Genomic DNA, 17,841 nt, shown 5'->3' with positions numbered 1-17,841 from the left:
TGACAGCATTGCTTTACTATTTTATCTAAAGTCTAACATTATTATTGACGTAAAAAACCTTTTGCCATTTCTAATAATGTATTCATTGTACTGCTCACTATTTTCACAAAATTATCATAATTACTATTTGCTGTACTAAATTTTTTAGAAAGCTCATCAAGATTAGAATTTATTTTCTTTTCTAATACGTCAAGTGATTTTTTAAATAAATCAAACTCAGTTTGTAAAATATTTTTATATTTTGAATCTTTCTTTCTATTTTCATTATCTTCTCTTATTTTAATCATTTCCTTACCGATATCAAAACCTGGCTTGACAACACCAAATAAGGAAGTATTTTCTGAAATAAGTTTTTTTCTTTTTTTCTCTATTTCTGATTCTGATAATATACCTTCTATAGAAATAGTGGTATCTATATTATTAATAAATTTATTAATATCATCAAAATCGACACTCCCAAAAAACTTAAAATTAATATCTTTATTCTTTTCAGATAAGCATTCTTCTTTTTTTATTTTAATGCCTTTTATGTCCTTTAGTAATCTTTCTATAGTATGTACTGCTTTATCAACCTGATTTTTATTTTTATAATGTATTTTTTGGTTATCAACATGACGAAAAAAGCCATGATCATTTTTACATTCAAATAGTATCTGAATATGAAAAAAGGCATCATTACCTAATTTTTCCTGATGTTTTATCTTAATTTTCTCTAATTCTTTTTTAAAATCACTATAATTGACTGCAATATGCCCATCTTTTTTCCCTGCTTTTGTATACTGAGATAAAGACGTGATTGTCGTTCTTAATTCTCTAACATAATCCATATAATTAGAAAAAATGACTTTTAAAATATCTAAATAATCATTTTTACCCGCAACGATAGATTGTTTTACTTCCTGAAAGAAATCACTTAAAGAATCAGTCGGATAACCACTCGTTGAAAGTGCATTTTGTATCTCTAGAGATAACTTTTTTTCAGAAGATAAACACTGCTGATAGTCAATACTATTTTTTGCATAGTGTTCAGAAAGAGAAATATAAATTTCTCTTTCTGTTTTCCCATCTAACTGATGACAATAGACCCAATTATCCAGATCAAAATCGTTATGCTCTCGTTTGATATGTTTTACTAAACTTTCCATATCATCAAAAAGTTGTTTCTTTTTTAAGATAGATACTCCCTCTTGAGGAGAAGAATGTGGTGTCAAATGATTTGCTATATTATGCATCCCTGAATGAATAGCATTAGACATATATTATCCTTTTACATTAGAACCAATAGTAGATGCCGCATCCTGCTGTGCATGAATAATCGCTTCAATGGCCTGCAATAGTGCTTTTATAATTTCAGTCACTTCTCGTTGCATATCATTATTATTATTAATGACATGATTATTGACACTTCCTCTAGCTTCTAAAACTTTCTGCTCCCCATCCAGTCTAATTCCATCAGCTTGTAGATTTTGATCTGCAACTCGCGCTAAAGGATCTGCCGTAGAGCTAATTAGATTACCCGTTATCATAGTTGGATTAGAGTGTCCGACCAGATTTTGCCCCATCCCTTTAATAGAAACAAACGCCCCCATGCCATGTATTGCCATTGAAATACCTGCACTCGTAATGGCAGCCCCTATCATAATATTGGCTTTTTTATTTAAATTATCTTTAATTTGATTGGCCATATTTAATTCAACATTCATCAGCATAACCCCCATTTCTCGGGATGCCTCAAATTTTTTAATCATTGACTCTAAATATTTAACAATCAAATTAATTAATTTCATCATGTCGTCAGATAAAAAATTAAATGAACCTAAATTTTCTGTTTTAATATTATCATAAATATCATTATCGTTATCGACATCCAATTCTTTTAAAATAGACTTTATATCTGGCTTTTTAATTCTTGGCTCACTTAAAATAGGCTTTCCTCCATCTATAACTTTATTTATCATTTTTTTTATTTTAGGTTCAATTATTTTATATAACATATCCTTATCAATTGTTTTCTCATCTTTTTTAAGATCATCAGGTTTTATATTATATTGGCTAATTACATGGTCATTACTTATTTTTATAGTCATATTAAAGTCTCACAAAGGATTATTGTTAAATAGATATACTTTTTATCATATCTGATTTTGCTTTATTACTAATCGATGAGCTTGTACTCATATTTTTTAAAATTTCAGTTATCGTATCAACATTCTCATGATAACTTTCCATTATCTTATCCATTAATTTTTGGATAAGGTTTAATATAGCTTCCAGTTTTTTACTGTCAGCCATAGATTGCAAAATCTTAGCTGAAATAACACTACTATAAATATTTACGGCATTAGTTGCAGTTGAGTTTACTAATTTAGAAGCGACCACACTTCTATTCAACATCACACTTGCTTTTTTTGAAATATCTTTAGCAAGTAATTTATTAATTTTCTCCATTGCTTCTTCAAAAACTTGCACAATGATTTCTTTAATCATTTTGCCCATCATTGCTTCAAGAGCATCATGTAATACACGTTTTAATGTATCTCTTATTTGTTGATTGACAATTTTATTTGCAACGTTAGTTAGACCTTTTACTGCAGGCCCAATTATAAAACTCAATGCAATCGCACCAACAAATAGAATGGCCGTAATTAAAATTTTAAGGGCCATTTTTAATTTATCTTGCATTGCATTTTTTATTTCTTCAATAATCTTCTTATCGATACCTAATCCTTTTAATCCATCAAGTGTGCTATTAATCACATCTGTGAGAAAACCGACTATTTTATCGATAGCCGTCATAATAGCATCAGAGATAGGTTGCATAATTTCATCCATAAACGATTTATCATGTATCGCTTGATAGACTTCATCAGCCACAGTTAATGCAATATCGGCAACAAATAAGGTAACCGCTACAGCCATTAGTGCCATTGATGCACCTGCGGTAAAAATAGATGCAATCCCCGCAACTAAGGCTAATAACCCACCTAATATTTTTAAGCCAATACCAGCCCAAAACTGAATTTCTTCTTGTTTTTTTATTTGAGCTTTTTGTTCCTCAATTTTTTCTTTAAGTGATTTTTCTGTCACTTCTCGCATTTCATCAAATAATTTCTGTTCACTTTCAGAGCGTTGTAACATTACTTTTAATGTAAGTTCTCGAGTTTTAGCCAATAAAAATGTTAATAACGCCATTCCAGATAATGAGTCAGACATGATTTCAAGCTCTAATGAACTTTGAGAAATCGTCAATGTTCTATATGTTTCTTTTATCTGTTCTAATTGTTTTTTTATTGACTCATTTTCTTTTTTATTTATTAATGCCTTTAACTCATCTTTATGTGATGTAATTTTCTCTTCATTTACAGAGACACAAGGCATATATTTAAATACATTATCAAAGAAACTTGATAGTTTTTCATATAAGCTATCTATTTCATCCAAAGATAATTTAGAAATATCATCAGGCAAAGTTAAAAATGGAAATGTTTTTTCAAGTAACTTTTCCATATCACCTTTAGATTTAATCTTTCCTGAAAGTAACTCATTGATTAATGAGCTAGGAATAGTATTGTTTTTTAAGAAGCTTATAACTTCACCTGCTGTTTGGAATTTATTGGATTTTATTTGATTATAAACTTCCATCCAATAATCAACATAAGCCTCTTTATTATTTTTTATTTCATCTAATACAGGTTTAATTTGATCTTTTAATCCATCAATACCTTTAGATAATTTATTTAGCTTATCTATATAATAATCAAGTTTATCTGGCTCTTTAATATTTTCTAATACATTTTGATGAATAACATTCTGATAAGATAATTGTAAAAATAAAAAATCATAATCTTTATTTGATTTCTTATTTTTCGGTAAGGTAGGATTTGAAGTTACTGATGATAATTTTTTTTCTTGAGATATATTCGTTTTATCAGTGTCTGTTGGATCATAAAGATGCTTTTCATTAGCAAGAATATTTGATTTTTTATCTTCATTATGAGTGTTACTTAATATCATTTCTCCTAATTCGAATTTATTATTATCGATAAAATTACGGTTCTTTTTTGTATTTTGTTGAGAAAAAGCATTTATCTTATACTGTGCATCATCTTTAATATTAATTCTTTGGCTATTCTTTTTTTGTTCTAGAGGTACACGAAGGGAAGGAGCCGTAAAATTATTTTCTTTCTCTTTAAGTTGTGATGCTACAATCTGCTCACTTGCAGAATTAATCCTTTGTGCTTGCTGTACTGTATCTTGAGTAACCTTATCTACCTCTTTAGAAACTAAAGGTGTGGATAGTGTTGTGCTTTCATTATTAACCTTAATCATACTGTGCTTCCTTCTCTGTATTTAAAACAACAAGAGGAATATCTTTTAATGACTCTAAATAAACATCAGCTCTCTCTTTCATTGATTGATCTTTAATATTTTTTGAAACTTGATCAAAACAATATTTTGCTTTCTCTTTATCTCCTAATGATAAATTACATTGGCCAGCATAAAATACAGGGCGATAATCATTTTTTGCATTTAAATAAGCTAAGGCATAAAGATCAATGGCTACTTGATACTGTTTTTTCAATTGTTTAACAGCAGCGAGTCCCATAATATAATCAACATTATAAAAATCATAAAGACATAAAAATTTGAAAATAGCTTCTGCTTCATCCAGTTTTCCTTTCTGGTAAAAGTCATACGCAAATGAATAAATCCCTTCCATAAATCCTTCTGGGATAGCGCCTTCATCCTTAAGTGATGCCCCATTTTGAACAATAGAAACAATATAGTTTGCTAATTGATCAAGCTCTTTTTCTGACATTTTTTCATATACTGACATGATGTTAATCCTTTCATCTATGATGAATAATTAATAATGAAATTCTAAGTGAATAATTAATTAATTACTTTAATAAAACACACGCCTATATTTACAAATATAAATACATTATTTTTATAATTAAAATAAATTAGGTGAATTTATTGATTATTTATATAATCCATTTCTTCTCTCAATAAACCTTCAACCTCTATTCTCTTAAGCCAGATAAGAATATCCATAACATCCAATAAATCTTGATCTATCATAACTTCGAACAAATGATATTTATGATAAATTTTTCTCGCCAATTTAGGATAGCGAATAACAGGAGTTCCAACTTTTTTAGCATAAGCTTTCACAGCGAGTGCTTTATCATTAATACATCTCAGTGATACTAACGGCATAATCCCATTATCAGGATCAAAATAAATACCAACAGCCACATGAGTTGGATTCACAATGACAGCAGATGAATCGCGGATCACCTTTTTCATTGGCTCATCAAGTAATTCTTGATGAAGTTGTCGACGTGTTGATTTTATTTCAGGATCACCCTCCATATTCTTATTTTCTTGTTTAACTTCATGTTTTTCCATCATCATATCTTTCATAAAGAGGAAGAAATCAGCAATAATATTTAAAATAAGAATAGGTATTGAAAGAATAAAAAATATAAATATAAAACTAATAACCAGAGAACACCATTTATCAATAACAACATTTAAACTAGAACGATATAATATAAATATTTCTTCACCGTGTAAAATAATAAAAACATAACAAGTAACTAAAAATATAATTATAAATAATAATGTCTTTAAAAGATCTTTAATTGTTCTTATGCTAAATATTTTTTTAAAGCCAGAGATTGGATTAATATGGTTAAGGTCAATTTTAATTGCTTCAGTAGCAAGTTTAAATCGAGAGCTAAATAAAGATGGAATTGCACCAGATAAAAAGGTGACTAAAAGTATTGGTAAAACAATATCAAAGAATAATGTTGATATAACATCGATATAACTTTTTAAAGTAATATTTGTTGGATGAAGTAAAATAGATTGATAAAAAAGACTAAATTCATCTAAATCGACTTGATGAAATAAATACATAACACCAATAAGATAAACAAGCCCTGATGTTAATTCTTTACTCTTAAAGCTTTGTCCTTTTTTCGCTGAATCATCGAGCTTCTTCTTCGTCGGTTTTTCTGTTTTTTCAGCCATGATAAATACTCATAAAAATCGAATAAAAGTATCTATTATTAAAAAACGAATAAAGTTCTGAGGTCATCGCAGAGGCGAAGAAAAGGAGTAATGACATAAATGCAATAATCCCTTTTATACACAATGACAGAGAAAATGCATTTAATTGGGGACAAAAAAGTGAATAAACGCCTAACGCAACTTCACTTAAAAACATAATAATCAAAACGGGAGAAACTAAAACAATCGCAGTGCGGATCATTGAATTAAGCCAATGACCAACAAATGAGTAACCAATTTCTTTATTAAAATAACCGATAGGAAATACATCATAGCTATCTTTTATCGTCGTCATTAGTTGGGTCAAACCACCTGTTGATAAAAAATAAGACACACAAAATAACCCAGTTAATGACGCGAATTCCGAAGACTCAATCCCGGTGGTTGGGTTAATTGTATCACCAATACTAGCCCCTCGTTGATTATCAACAAATTCACCAAAAGCGGAAGCAATCCAAAAAGGAGTTGCAAAAATTAATCCAATAAAAATACCAACAACTAATTCACTTAAAAGTACGACTTCCCATTCATCTCTTATTTCATCAATAATAATGATACTTGGTCTTATTCCCATGGCAATATAAAATATAATGATATATTTTAATAGTTGGCTATTCAGTACTCGACTATTTAAAAAAGGAACAAAAAGAAAAATAGGGAATAATCTTGCAACAAGTAGAAAAAGATCAACTAAATAAACTTGTATATACCCTAAAAGTATTAACATTGTATTTATCCCGCTAATCCTAGCGTCATCATCTCTTTTGCATATACTAATATTTTATCTCCCATCCATCCCATCGTAACGAGTAAACAGACAAAAACCCCAACAAGCTTTACGCCAAAAGGTAATGTTTGTTCTTGTACTTGGGTAATGGTTTGTAAAAGCCCAATTGCCAATCCGATAAATGTTGCTATGGCAATAGGTGCTGCAGAAAGCAATATCACTAAATAAACGGCTTTATTTGCCGCATAAACCATATCCATTACCTTACCGCCATAAGATCAAGATATTGATTAATTAATCCTTTAGCTAATAGAGTCCAACCATCCATAGCAATAAATAGAATTAATTTTAAAGGTACTGATAATGTAATTGGGCTCATCATCATCATTCCTAAAGCTAATAAAATACAAGAGACAACTAAATCAATAACAATAAAAGGCAAATAAAGATAGAAACCAATAATAAAAGCCGATTTTATTTCACTTAATGCGTATGCAGGGAGCAGCGCTAACAAAGAGTTCTCTATATTTTCTTTATCACCAGAACTATCAGGTCGATTACCTTGTGCTTGTTCAAAAAAATCTAACAGCTCTGGTTCAGAATATTTGTATAAATATCGTTTATATTCTCCTAATGCATCATCAGAAAATCGTTCAAATGAATCAGGAGAAGTTACATCAATTGGGTTTTCAATAAGATATTGATAAGTATTTTTTGCTATTGGTGTCATCACGAATAAAGCCATCATTAATGCGATAGCATTAAGTACCATATTTGAAGGAACTTGCTGAACGCCTAAAGCATTACGAGTCATCACCAGCACAATAGAAAATTTTAAATAGCACGTTCCTGCTGCAATAATGAATGGCGCTAATGTTGCTAATGCTAATGTTAAAATCAGTGTTGTTGAACTTTCCATATATTTAATCTTGCTGTAAATAAGAGCGTTGAATTTCTACAGCGAATCGCTCATCTATTTTTATTAATTCGCCTTGAGCTATAGCAACACCATTAGCAATTAATGTAATATGCCGAGAAGTATTATCCGGTAAGATAATTTTTTGTCCCGGAGCCAATTCTTCAATTTCCTCAATTGGCAGTATCTTACTTGAGAGTAAAAAAGAAACCGTAACGGGAATTGCTTTAATCGACCTCAACTCGATATTTTCTTGTAATGCTATACCTGTATTTTTTGTTGGCTCTTCTTTCTTTATTTCATCAGTAAGTAATTTTTCATCTAAAACCACGGCATTTTCTCCTTCTTGCCACTGATAGCACATCCATTTCTTTTCCCCAATAACGAGTGAGAAATCTATACTATCAATCAGTACTATATCGCCCAAAGAGAGCGTTTTTAACAATGAAAATGACATTTCACTATTGCCAAGTTGAAATTGAGCAATAGCAGTAATTTTATTTTTTGAGGATAATGTCCAGTCATAATATTTCTCAAAAGAACAAATAAATATGTCACCAATATCAGTATTAATAACTGGATAATCAGTTCTTTCTTGTTCGCCTAAACAGATATTATCTGCCGTTAATGACATCGGCTCTTTCGAAAAAGGAAACAATATTTGTGAACACTTCTGTGAAAAAAGAGCATGGAGGTAATAGTCAGGAACAACCTCCCAGTCTATTTTTTTTTCAGGATAAATTTTATCCATAATCTCGTTAACCGCGACAAGCCCGGTAAATGAACCTAATGTATTTTTACCTTTTATCTTAAAATAATGAGCCGAAGAGATCGGATAATACGATTGATATAAAGAAGATAAAATTTCCATTGAATAGCTATCTTTATTATCATTAAAATTATGTTTAGATCCTAACATTATTATTTTTCATCTTTATTATTATCAGTAGAAGGATCTACCTCATTAATACGCCAATGATGATTATCATTTTCTAATGAAAGAGATAGTCGTCCTTGATATTGATTAAAATTCTCTAAAGAAGATTGATAAACTCGTCCAGTAGAAGCAATCAGTTGTATCTTTCTATCTGTATCAAAATTTATTTTCATTTGATGCAGTTCATTACCCCATTTTTTAAAAACATAAGTTATGCTAGGTGGCTGAGATATCATTGATACTTTTTTATGAAGAAGACTAAAAACAGGTATATCAAGTAACTTTTTATTAAATAGTGCTCCTGATATCATTTGTTGATATTCAGGCTTTATGCTATTAAATATCGATACATCATTGACATTTTCTTTTATTTTTTCTTTATGTAAATCACCTATATTTAAATTTTCACTCTCAAATTCGAAAGAAAGCTCTTTTTTATCTACACTTCTATTCTCTAAAAATCGTCCTTTAGTAAGGGAATAATTGTTTTCAATCACAAGACTATCTGAAATTAACTTACCTTCCTCAGATTTCAATGGCAGTTTGATTTTATCAATACCCTCTTTTTGTTCATTGATAGCAGGTTTATTTTCTTTATGATTTTTATTACTTTTGATTAGTTTATTAAGATAGTGTTTTTTTTCTAATTTTCCTGGTTTTTTATTATCGTATTCATGTTTAGTTAAAAGACTCAACTTGTTGTTAATTAATTGATTTTCTTTTTTAACCTCTGAATGAGTAATAACGTTTTCCTTATTAGATTCTAAATTACTAGTGAAACTTAAATTACTTTTAGTTTGTGAAGCATTAACAAGATTATTTTTATGACTAACATTACCAGCTAATATTTTTTGCTCTAATTTATTTTTTTTAAAATGAGAACAAACTTGTGAATATATTTTTTTTTGCGTTAACAGTAATCCTTCTATATTTAAACCGTCATTACCTTCATCTTTTTCATCTTTTTCATCTTTATCTTTTAATTTATCTATTGCTTTATCCGATTTTATTTTATTTTTTAAATCAATAAACTCTTTATGTTCAAGATTATAAAATTCATTTAATTTTTGTTTTATTTTACAGTCTTCTTCAGAAGAAGAGATACCCTTTTCAAGAGGTAAACGTGCTCCACGATCAGATAATGATGATAATTCTTTAGAAAAAACAGCCTTATTATCGCTATTTTGCTCACTGATTAAAAATTTATTTAACTTAAGGCTATCTATCTTTATCGACATCATACAACACCATCTCCTGTATTTCATTTTGTTCTAATCTTTCAATATATAACTCTTTCTCTAATGCTTTTCCTTCAAGATAACGCTTTATTTTATTTTGTTTTTTGATTACAACTTCTCTTTCTTTTTTTAAAATCAAACTGCCTTTTTTTAGTTTTTCTAATTCATGCTCTATTTCTTTAATTTGAGTCATAGAAATATTTAGTGAAGCTAAAACAATGGCCTGTTTACGCTTTTGTTGATTTAAAGAATGAGAGGAATAAACCCCTATTTTTTCATAAGCGGGGATCTCTTTTTCTAACGCTGCTGCTAATAATGCTTTTTCTTCTTTTTTATTTTCTGCTTCTTTTATCAATTTTTGATATTTTTGTTGTTCCTTTTCTATTCTTTGCTGACGCTTAACAATAGCGTTGATCAATACTTGTTGATTACGGGGTAAGCGCATAAAGTTGTTTCAATGTTTGTTGAAATATTGCTTTTTCTTTAAAGGATTGCACAAGAAAAGCCTCTATTGCGGATTGTTTATTGATCGCTACATCATTTAATTCATTCTCACCTATACGGTATTCACCTAGCTCTTGTAACAATTTAATATCTTGCAAACGCATTAAGATTTGCCTTATTTCTAATGCGGCTTTTTGTTGTTCAATGCTAGTAATCTGCTGAAAAATACGACTCACACTGCCTAAAATATCAATAGCAGGATAATGGCCTGAAGCAGCTATTTTTCGTGAGAGATAAATATGCCCATCTAAAATAGAACGAATTTCTTCTCCTATTGCATCTGGCTCATCATCACTTTCAAGTAAAACGGTATAAAATGCGGTAATTGACCCCTTATAAGTCACTCCAGGCCTTTCCAAAATTGCGGGTAATTTATCAAAGACAGAAGCAGGATAGCCTTTGCGAACAGGCAGTTCGCCGGCAGTAAGAGCAACATCCCTTAGAGCGCGACAATAACGAGTCATAGAATCGATAAATAACACAACATTTTTACCTTGTTCTCTGAAATATTCAGCAACCGTAGTGGCAACCAATGCTGCATTACAGCGTTCTATTGCAGGTTGATCGGAGGTTGAACAAATTAATACTGTTTTTTCGCATCGTTTATCTTTTCTTAATTCCTCGACAAATTCTGTAACTTCACGTCCCCTTTCACCTATGAGCCCAATAACAAAAATATCGGCCTGAGAAAACCGGATAAACATATTCATCAACATTGTCTTACCCGTTCCAGCACTGGCAAAAATCCCCATTCTTTGCCCTAATCCACAACTCAATAATCCATCAACAGCGCGAACACCTGACTCAAATATTTCAGTAATAGGACGCCGTTCATTAAATAAAGGAGGATGACCATCAATAGGTAAATATGAATAGAAATTTTCGTCTATCTCTTGCTTATTACTAAAACGTAATAAAGAATTGCCTTTGATATCAATCATGCTCCCTAACACATTAGGACTTAAAGCGACAGAAAAAGCATTACCTGTTGGTACTACAATTATTTGTAATGAATAACCTTGTGAACTCCCCATCATGCTTAAAATCGTAATACCATTACGAAAACCAATCACGATCGCTTCACCAATAATTTGGCCATCAATAACAGAATCTTTTAATAAACAAATCTCTCCAATAAATACACCACGCAACATCACCTCAAGAATATTCCCCTGAATTCGCCTAGGATGAGCTGCGTGATGAAATATTGAAAATGAGTTATTCATTATTTAATTAATAAATTGTTGATGGATGTTATTCATTATTTGGAAATATTCATCAATTGCTTTTGCCATTGATTCACCATTTTGTAGAGCTATTGGCATAAATGAAGCTCGCAATTCTAAATCAGTCTCAATTTTAACTAAAGCAGGCTGGCCTGGATAAAAACTTTCAGCTGGATTATTGATACTATTTAATAATAATTGAGAACCACATTGTGATAATAAATTTTCGTTATATTCTCCAAGTACAGACCAAATCATAGGAACTTCATCAACAACTAATAAATTAATATCAGGCATATCACCTAAACTAATTGTTATCGTTGAATGATTATCAATAGACTTCCCTCCTGAAAATAGATCATTTCGTCCGATTACATTCATCGCATCCATGATTAAACTTGCTAGATCAAAAGACATAATATCTCCTAAATAGATTGTAAAACATTAATTTCAATATCTGATGTAATTTCATCATAAGATAAAACAGATAGTTGAGGATATTGATTTTCTATTAATTTTTTAACAAAACGCCTTATATCTATTGCTGTTAAAAAGACAAATTGTTGAACATACTTAATCTCATCAATAGCTGTAGATATATTTTCTATTATCATATCAAGCTCAGCGGGTTCTAAATTTAAAAATGTCCCTGAAGAACTTTGTCTTATTCCGCCACGGATTATTTCTTCTATATTATTAGATAATATAATCACATTAATTTTTCCATCATCAGAAAAAAAGTGACTAATATAACGTGATAATAAAGCTCTAATATGCTCTGTTAAAAGTACAGGGTCTTTTTCTTTACTCCCCCATTGTACTAATCCACCTATGATTGTTTTTATATTTCTAATCGGTATTTTTTCTTGTATTAGACGTTGTAAAACATCATTGATCCGTTGAATAGAAACTTGCCGATAACACTCTTTTAAAAGTTCTGGTGAATTTTCTTCTATTTTATCTAGAATGTTTTTTGTTTCTTGTATTCCAAGAAACTCGACTATATTAAGTGTAATTAAATTAGAAAACTTTCTATAAAAATAAGATTCTGATAACTCTAACTTATAACCTAACAGAGATAACTTTTCTTTATCACTTTTATTAACCCAATAATTTACAATATCATTATCTTGTGTTTCTACCATTTTAAAATCTAGAGAAAAAAACTCATCATTAGGATTCTCAACATGTAAAAATGGAAAAGGACAATCAAACTCATCAGCCTTCACTTCATTTATTAAAATAATAAATTTATTATCATCAATTTTATCTGAATAATGTAAAACAATATCTGGAAGTAATACACCATATTGTAAGATAAATTCTTTTTTTAGCCATTTTTCAAAAACTAACTTTGAAAGATATGCCTTTTTATTCAAAGAGGTGGTAATAATCAAAGGTAATGTTTCTGCTTGAGATAATGTAATATCCTCTTTTAATAAACTGTTTTCAGTCTCAGAGTCATTTTTATTTGAAAACAGATTGGAAATAATCCCTTTTTTGCCTTCAGACTCTAACTCATCATTTTTACTCTTATCTTCTTCAGTTTCTAACGTGGTTTCTTTTTTCTTATTTTTCCACCTCTTTTTAAAGAAATATCCACCTAATATTACCGATAAGATAAGAAATACAGGCGTTGGAAACCCAGGTAGAAAACCAATAACAAAAGCGAGAACTGCCGTTACTAATAGAGCAAAATCTTGGGCTAGTAATTCATTCATAATACTAAAACCCAAATTATTATTTTCACCACCAACTCGAGTTACAATAAATCCCGCGCTAATAGAAATAAGTAATGCTGGAATTTGAGCAACAAGTCCATCACCAATAGTTAAAAGTGTATAAGTGTGTAATGCCTGTGATATTGAGAGATCCATTTGTGCCATACCAACAGAAATCCCACCAATTAAGTTAACAAAAATAATCACAATACCAGCAATCGCATCACCTTTAATAAATTTCATTGCACCATCAAAGGAGCCATATAATTGACTTTCTTGTCCTAATTCTTTTCTTCTGATTTTCACTTCTTCATTGTTAATAATGCCGGATTTTAAATCTGCATCAATACTCATTTGCTTTCCTGGCATTCCATCCAGAGAAAAGCGAGCTGCAACTTCTGCAACCCGTTCAGAACCTTTAGTAATAACTAAAAACTGTACTATCGTAACAATAGAAAAAACAACAAAACCAACAACTAAGTTTTCACCGATAACAAATTCACCAAATGAAGTAATGATTTCACCCGCATCAGCATCTAATAATATTAATCGACTCGTACTAATAGAAAGGGCAAGTCGAAAAAGTGTCGTAATCAGTAATAATGCAGGAAATGTCATAAAGTTCAATATTCGAGTTATGTAAAATGAACTCATAAAAATAAGTAAAGAAATAGTAATATTGAGCCCAATAAGAAAATCTACAATATAAGTCGGCAACGGTATAATTAACATCATAATAACCAAAATCATAACCGATAACACGATTAATTCTGGTCTGTTTTTTATTGCCAAAAGAAATCTATAAATCATAAAAATCATCCATATATTATTTTCTTTGTTGATATTGTTCTAATCGAAAATAATTATCTATAAATTTTTGTATAATTATTTGGCACTCATCTCTAAAATCATAAGATAGATATAATGATTCAGGGTATGTATTAAACATCGATTTTAACCCTTGTAATAATTTCATCTTTATATTAATTAAATAATTTACCCATTCATTTTCTAAAAGAGATGCTAAATACTTTTCCATTTCACTGGGAAGCGTCATTCCATAAAAAACAATCTGATAAAGAACTTTTTCAGTTATTGTATTTTTTAAATCTTTTATTTCTAAATTTTTTATATTAATTTCTATAAGGCTATATAAGGTACGTAACTTATTCACTCTTTCAAGGAAATAACCAAACTCTGAACTCTGAGAGCAACTTGGCATTAATGATTGCATATCACAAATTAAGCTTTGTGTTAAAAAACTCAAAATAATAGTACATTGTTTAATGTCATATTCTTCCATCCACATTTTAAAAAAATAAATAGGCTCAAGATCAAGATTAATATAACTACGATAAAGATTTCTTAATGTTGATGCATTGAGAGAAAGCAATTTAGCAAATGTTTTTGCTTGTAGAGCGATATTAATCCCCGCCCTAATTTGCTTTCCATTTTCACCTTCAAGTAGATGATTTATTTCATTTTCAATTTCTGCATCTAATTGTGCACCTAATTTTTTCTTTCTTAGTAATTCTCGCAAAACCATAACGAGATCACTTTCATCAGGAAACATTTTACGTAAATATTGAAGTAACTCTTGCAAACTTCGCCCTGATTTTCTAAATATTATCATAACTTTATCAAGTTTTTTATCAGCGCCTTCTTCTGCAATATATAATGTACTTTGTCCTCTATTTGCTTTTTTATCCAATGATTGGCCAAATCGCTGAGAAAAAAGCGTAGCTACCATAGACATATCATCAGATATTTCTATTAATTGATTTTGATAATTTTGGCTTTCACTAACTTTAGGTTGTTTATATTCTGTTTCTTGTTGGCTTTTCTTATCAATACTGTTATTTACCAATTTTGTTGAAATAGAGGTATTAATTGGCCCAATCATGATATTACCTCATAAAAACCTGAAGTTGCTTTAATGCATTAGATGTTTTGTCATCTAGCGGTTCAAATGGGTTTTCAGTTAAAGATCCGAAAGCTTCACTCTGCATTTTTTCTAATAAGCGAGGTTGCAACATAAAAATACGGATCATTTTTTTGTTATTATCAGACTCATAACGAAATGCTCGACCAATTAAAGGTATCGCACTTAAAAAAGGAATTTTATTTTCAGCTTTCACTTTATCTTCACGCGTATACCCACCAATTAATAAGCTACCACCTTCAGAAACGCGAGCAACAGTACTAATATTTGTACGATTAATAACAGGGAGTTTCTCGATGCTCTCATCATCACCGTTGTCATCTTTTTTCTCTGCACCATCTTCAAGGTTAATAATCATCTCAATATCCTTATTTGAATTACCGATGCGAGGTAATACACTGATCATCGTGCCAAATGTTGTTGATTCTAATGAAGCAACTCGCTCACCTTTTATTTGTGTATAAAAGGTTGTGTTATTATCAAAAATAGCAGGCGTATTTTCTTGTGTTAATAAAATTGGGCGAGACACCATTTGAGCTTCACCATCCTCACTCAATGCTTTAATTTTTCCTAAAAAACTAAATCCAGATGCTGCACTTAGACTTGCCGTATTAAAAAAGAAGCTGTTTTTACCAGATCCGTAACTTGCTTGCCAATTAACACCTAAACTATCCGCTTTACTTTTAGAAATATCGATTATCCATAATGACAATTCAACTTGTCTTTTAGGTTTATCTAATTGAGTAATAAGCGAACCTATTAATGCTAAACCCTCGCGACTCGTTTTAACTAAAAGACTATTTGAGCCAGGTAAAGGGACTAATTCAACATTATATTGCCCCATTTTAGTCATAATAGGCGTTGCAGTTTCTTCGATACTATTTATCATTTCATCGTATTGCTGTTCCCCCGTATCATCTATATTTCGATGAGGCTCCACGGCTGTTCTTTTTATGCCATCAGAGGAGATAAATAATTGTTGTAAAACAGATGTAATACCCGGCAATACAACTTTTTCATCACGTAAAGTATAAGTTCTATCTTGTACAAACGTGTTTTTTAATGGAAATATTTGTACAAATTCATCACCATAACGAGAGCTTCCCGTTGGTACTTGGCTATTTATATTTTCATTAATTTTTTCTTGTACATCAGTATCTAAAAACTCGGCTGCTGCTTTTACTAATTTAATATAAATAGGAGGACCAGAAATATAAAAAGTGCGTTGATCACGACCTGCGCGTAGTGGGTAACGAGGATCATACAGACCCACATCTTGTAAGTATTCTTTTAACTCAATTAGGCTTATATTCTTTACCTGAAAGAGTTCTTGTAAGATCTCGTTACTTTCATAAATATAAATTGATTTTCCATCATTAAAATAGAGTAATGACAAGCGTTTCACCATTAATTCAAATGCTTCTTCTGGTGAAGAAATATCAAAATTTCCAGTTACTCTTTCCTTTTTTACTGCATTGCTCAGAATAAAAGGCTTATTTAATTTATCTGATAAGACAAGAAAAAATTGTTCTACACGAGTATCTACAGCAATAAACACATCAGGTTTCTGTACCTGATGTGTGTAAATGACTTTTCCTTGTGCCGCTTGTGTTTGAAAGGAAATGTTAAAACATAATACTAGCCCAATAGCACAACAAATCTTATTTTTTATTTTCATAAAGATACTGACCAATTCGACGAAATTCTGTTGGCGTAATACCAAATAACGTCTTAATTTCATTAGAAAAATGAGACGCTGAACTAAATCCATTATCGACAGCAATTTGTGTTAATGATTCATCGGTTGATAACGTGGTTAAAATAGAAGATGCAGCACGCCATGAACGCAATTGACTTTTCCCACAATTACCTAAATAACGTTTACACAACCGTCTAAAATGTGTACCTGATACACCATACCGTTCTCCAATTTGTGCAATATTACTTTTCTTTTCATCTAAATAACTGATCAGATGTAAAATAAGCCAATAACTTTCACTATGTCTTATTGTGACAAATAAAGGCTCTAGTTGGCTTTCTGTTTTTATTGCTTCATTTATTAATACATATTCTAAAGATTTATTAGTATCTTCTATATAAAAAATCTGCTGATTAATATCAAATTCAGCTCCTATTGCTGTCATCTTTGAAAAATCACGAGCATAATCAATAAACGCCAATAATCTTGCACAAATAAAAAATGACCGTTTTTCTATCCGCCATGACTGATTTTCAGATTTAAAAATAACATCTTCATTTTTTGAGTTATAAATAAAAGGCTTTCCTTTTATAATTTTAATCGTTTTATTATCATATATTTTTATTGGATAATCATTCTTCAATGGAATACAAAAGAACAATGAATTTCCTAGCAATATATTTTTATCGCCACTTATTTTTATATCATTTATCAACATGGTAAATACCTCGAATTATCCTATTCATTAATTTAAAATTATAGGTAATAAACTTTTATCCAACTCATTTTTATGTTGTTACTTTATATAATACTACAATAATATTACTATTCATTAACTATAAAAATAAAT

Annotated in this window: 17 protein-coding genes; all 17 read right to left on the bottom strand. The window is 30.0% G+C overall.

Features of this window, described 5'->3' with window-relative positions; genetic code table 11:
- Nucleotides 1-41 precede the first annotated feature (41 nt).
- Entirely contained in the window at nt 42-1,256 is a 1,215-nt protein-coding gene (locus GWI97_RS18395; RefSeq protein ID WP_232798981.1) for an IpaD/SipD/SspD family type III secretion system needle tip protein, read from the bottom strand.
- Between the two features lie 3 nt (nt 1,257-1,259).
- Nucleotides 1,260-2,087: a hypothetical protein gene (locus GWI97_RS11130; RefSeq protein WP_036934444.1), complete on the bottom strand. Its 828-nt coding sequence runs from the start codon at nt 2,085-2,087 to the stop codon at nt 1,260-1,262.
- 25 nt (nt 2,088-2,112) lie between these two features.
- Nucleotides 2,113-4,329, bottom strand: coding sequence for a type III secretion system translocon subunit SctE (gene sctE / locus GWI97_RS11125; RefSeq protein ID WP_161751982.1), 2,217 nt, complete (start codon nt 4,327-4,329; stop codon nt 2,113-2,115).
- Entirely contained in the window at nt 4,322-4,837 is a 516-nt protein-coding gene (gene sicA, locus GWI97_RS11120) for a type III secretion system translocator chaperone SicA (RefSeq protein WP_036934446.1), read from the bottom strand. Before sicA ends, sctE begins: the two co-directional genes overlap by 8 nt.
- A 140-nt stretch (nt 4,838-4,977) precedes the next feature.
- Nucleotides 4,978-6,042, bottom strand: a complete 1,065-nt coding sequence (locus GWI97_RS11115; protein ID WP_161751981.1) for an EscU/YscU/HrcU family type III secretion system export apparatus switch protein — start codon at nt 6,040-6,042, stop codon at nt 4,978-4,980.
- Nucleotides 6,035-6,808 carry a type III secretion system export apparatus subunit SctT gene (gene sctT / locus GWI97_RS11110; protein WP_087803343.1) on the bottom strand — a complete coding sequence of 258 codons (774 nt, stop codon included), beginning with the start codon at nt 6,806-6,808 and terminating at the stop codon, nt 6,035-6,037. The genes GWI97_RS11115 and sctT overlap by 8 nt, the downstream gene beginning before the upstream one ends.
- Before the next feature lie 5 nt (nt 6,809-6,813).
- Nucleotides 6,814-7,068 carry a type III secretion system export apparatus subunit SctS gene (gene sctS / locus GWI97_RS11105; RefSeq protein ID WP_036934456.1) on the bottom strand — a complete coding sequence of 85 codons (255 nt, stop codon included), beginning with the start codon at nt 7,066-7,068 and terminating at the stop codon, nt 6,814-6,816.
- Nucleotides 7,068-7,727 carry an EscR/YscR/HrcR family type III secretion system export apparatus protein gene (locus tag GWI97_RS11100; protein ID WP_036934458.1) on the bottom strand — a complete coding sequence of 220 codons (660 nt, stop codon included), beginning with the start codon at nt 7,725-7,727 and terminating at the stop codon, nt 7,068-7,070. The genes sctS and GWI97_RS11100 overlap by 1 nt, the downstream gene beginning before the upstream one ends.
- A 4-nt stretch (nt 7,728-7,731) precedes the next feature.
- Nucleotides 7,732-8,643 carry a FliM/FliN family flagellar motor switch protein gene (locus GWI97_RS11095; RefSeq protein ID WP_052038436.1) on the bottom strand — a complete coding sequence of 304 codons (912 nt, stop codon included), beginning with the start codon at nt 8,641-8,643 and terminating at the stop codon, nt 7,732-7,734.
- Between the two features lie 2 nt (nt 8,644-8,645).
- A complete protein-coding gene (locus tag GWI97_RS11090) occupies nt 8,646-9,902 on the bottom strand; it encodes a hypothetical protein (RefSeq protein WP_036934460.1) in 1,257 nt (418 codons plus the stop codon).
- On the bottom strand, nt 9,880-10,344 hold the full coding sequence (locus GWI97_RS11085; RefSeq protein WP_087803341.1) for a type III secretion protein: 465 nt from the start codon (nt 10,342-10,344) through the stop codon (nt 9,880-9,882). The genes GWI97_RS11090 and GWI97_RS11085 overlap by 23 nt, the downstream gene beginning before the upstream one ends.
- Nucleotides 10,328-11,629: a type III secretion system ATPase SctN gene (gene sctN, locus GWI97_RS11080; protein ID WP_161751980.1), complete on the bottom strand. Its 1,302-nt coding sequence runs from the start codon at nt 11,627-11,629 to the stop codon at nt 10,328-10,330. The genes GWI97_RS11085 and sctN overlap by 17 nt, the downstream gene beginning before the upstream one ends.
- A gap of 3 nt (nt 11,630-11,632) precedes the next feature.
- On the bottom strand, nt 11,633-12,046 hold the full coding sequence (locus GWI97_RS11075; protein ID WP_036934467.1) for a type III secretion protein: 414 nt from the start codon (nt 12,044-12,046) through the stop codon (nt 11,633-11,635).
- 8 nt (nt 12,047-12,054) lie between these two features.
- On the bottom strand, nt 12,055-14,160 hold the full coding sequence (locus tag GWI97_RS11070) for an EscV/YscV/HrcV family type III secretion system export apparatus protein (RefSeq protein ID WP_036934469.1): 2,106 nt from the start codon (nt 14,158-14,160) through the stop codon (nt 12,055-12,057).
- 16 nt (nt 14,161-14,176) lie between these two features.
- Nucleotides 14,177-15,253, bottom strand: coding sequence for a type III secretion system gatekeeper subunit SctW (gene sctW / locus GWI97_RS11065; RefSeq protein WP_036934471.1), 1,077 nt, complete (start codon nt 15,251-15,253; stop codon nt 14,177-14,179).
- Between the two features lie 4 nt (nt 15,254-15,257).
- The gene (gene sctC, locus GWI97_RS11060) at nt 15,258-16,970 is read right to left on the bottom strand and encodes a type III secretion system outer membrane ring subunit SctC (protein ID WP_036934473.1); all 1,713 of its coding nucleotides are present in this window, start codon (nt 16,968-16,970) and stop codon (nt 15,258-15,260) included.
- A complete protein-coding gene (locus tag GWI97_RS11055) occupies nt 16,954-17,709 on the bottom strand; it encodes a helix-turn-helix domain-containing protein (RefSeq protein ID WP_036934475.1) in 756 nt (251 codons plus the stop codon). The genes sctC and GWI97_RS11055 overlap by 17 nt, the downstream gene beginning before the upstream one ends.
- Nucleotides 17,710-17,841: the final 132 nt, after the last annotated feature.

The organism is Proteus sp. G2300 (genome assembly GCF_009915965.1).
GTDB classification, from domain to species: Bacteria; Pseudomonadota; Gammaproteobacteria; order Enterobacterales; family Enterobacteriaceae; genus Proteus; species Proteus vulgaris.
Note: the sequence above shows the minus strand (reverse complement) of the source record. Positions and strands in the feature narration are given on the sequence as shown.